Below are 1312 nucleotides of genomic sequence, written 5' to 3'. Positions count from 1 at the left end.
GACGAGAAATATTTCCTATCAGAGAACCAAACGAAACAATTGATATTAAAGTAATAGGCACAACTAATCCAGATAGACACAGTAGTGCTGATATACATAGTTCCGATGGAATAATGTCAACTATTTGTGGACGAGATTACAAACAACCTAAACAAATAGCAGTAAAGCAAATAGGTAATATATCGGCGGCCGAATGCAATCCACAATCTGGAAGAGTGTACAGTGGAGAAGGAATTTCGCCAACACTTGATACTTGCACTGGTGGAAACAGAATGCCTAAAATTGCCGTCAAAGAAGCCACAAAACAAGGTTATTCCATAGCTGAATTAGGTGACAGCATCAACCTAGATCAACCAAATTCAGAAACACGAATAGGAAGAGTTGGAAAAGGCGTTGCACAGACATTGACTACATCATGCAATCAAGCCGTGTTAAGACCAGTCAGAACAGATTACGGCAAAGAAATAAGAAAAGATTATGAAGCTGGCAACATTGAAATTAGCAGACATGAATTTTTACAACTAGAACCAAGAACAGACGGGATAACTAATACGCTGTCAACTGTTCAGAAAGACAATCTATTACAAGATGGATTTCGTATTCGCAAGCTAACACCATTAGAATGCTTCCGCCTACAAGGATGGTCCGATGATTATTTTTACAAGGCCGCAATCGTTAATTCTGACAGCCAACTATACAAACAAGCCGGGAACGGTGTAACTGTAAATGTAATTTATGAGATAGCAAAACGATTGGAGGATTAACCCATGCAAACAAGAAACCCATCCCCCACAGAGGTTCGTTCCATCTTCTCCGATACCTACACCTTCTACACCAAATACATTGCCGTCAAGGAAATCAATTGGGATTTGGTAATCGCTGAATCCCATGAGATAGAAGCTAAGTATCCGTTTGAGTTTACGGTTAAAATATTAGGTGAATTGATAATGTTGATTGAAGGGGAACAAATGAAAGGAAGTGTTGAGGTTGAAACAGTATTGTAGATATTGCGCTCATGCTCACTATTGCGACATAGTGTATTGCGACAAATTAAATAAAAGAATGTCAGAAAATTCGGCAAAATCATTAAACACTTGCAAGCACTTTGAGTTTAACGAAATAGATGTTTTCTATTGTGGCGACATGGATAAGCGATATAAACCTAGAAAACCAATCATGAAGCAATGTGAAGGACAAATTGACTTCAATCTGAAAGGAAGCGAATAACCATGGGTAACGAACGATACCACTATGATGTATACGACAACACAGTTGGTTCAATTATCTACATAAATCTGACTCGCGAAGAATT

The 1312-nt window shown here is 38.3% G+C and carries 2 protein-coding genes; both read left to right on the top strand.

All coding sequences use genetic code 11. The features are described from left to right. A partial coding sequence (locus tag AC11W3_RS19200; protein ID WP_484093563.1) for a DNA cytosine methyltransferase occupies nucleotides 1-764 on the top strand: 764 nt, incomplete at its 5' end. Between the two features lie 3 nt (nucleotides 765-767). Continuing rightward, a complete protein-coding gene (locus AC11W3_RS19195; RefSeq protein WP_484093562.1) occupies nucleotides 768-1004 on the top strand; it encodes a hypothetical protein in 237 nt (78 codons plus the stop codon). Nucleotides 1005-1312 lie beyond the last annotated feature (308 nt).

The sequence above is a fragment of the Geomonas sp. genome, from assembly GCF_056994735.1.
Note: the sequence above shows the minus strand (reverse complement) of the source record. Positions and strands in the feature narration are given on the sequence as shown.

What these genes read in the sequence shown, in the direction of transcription:
- AC11W3_RS19195 (WP_484093562.1), top strand. Translation starts at nt 768, where the DNA reads ATGCAAACAAGAAACCCATCCCCCACAGAGGTTCGTTCCATCTTCTCC.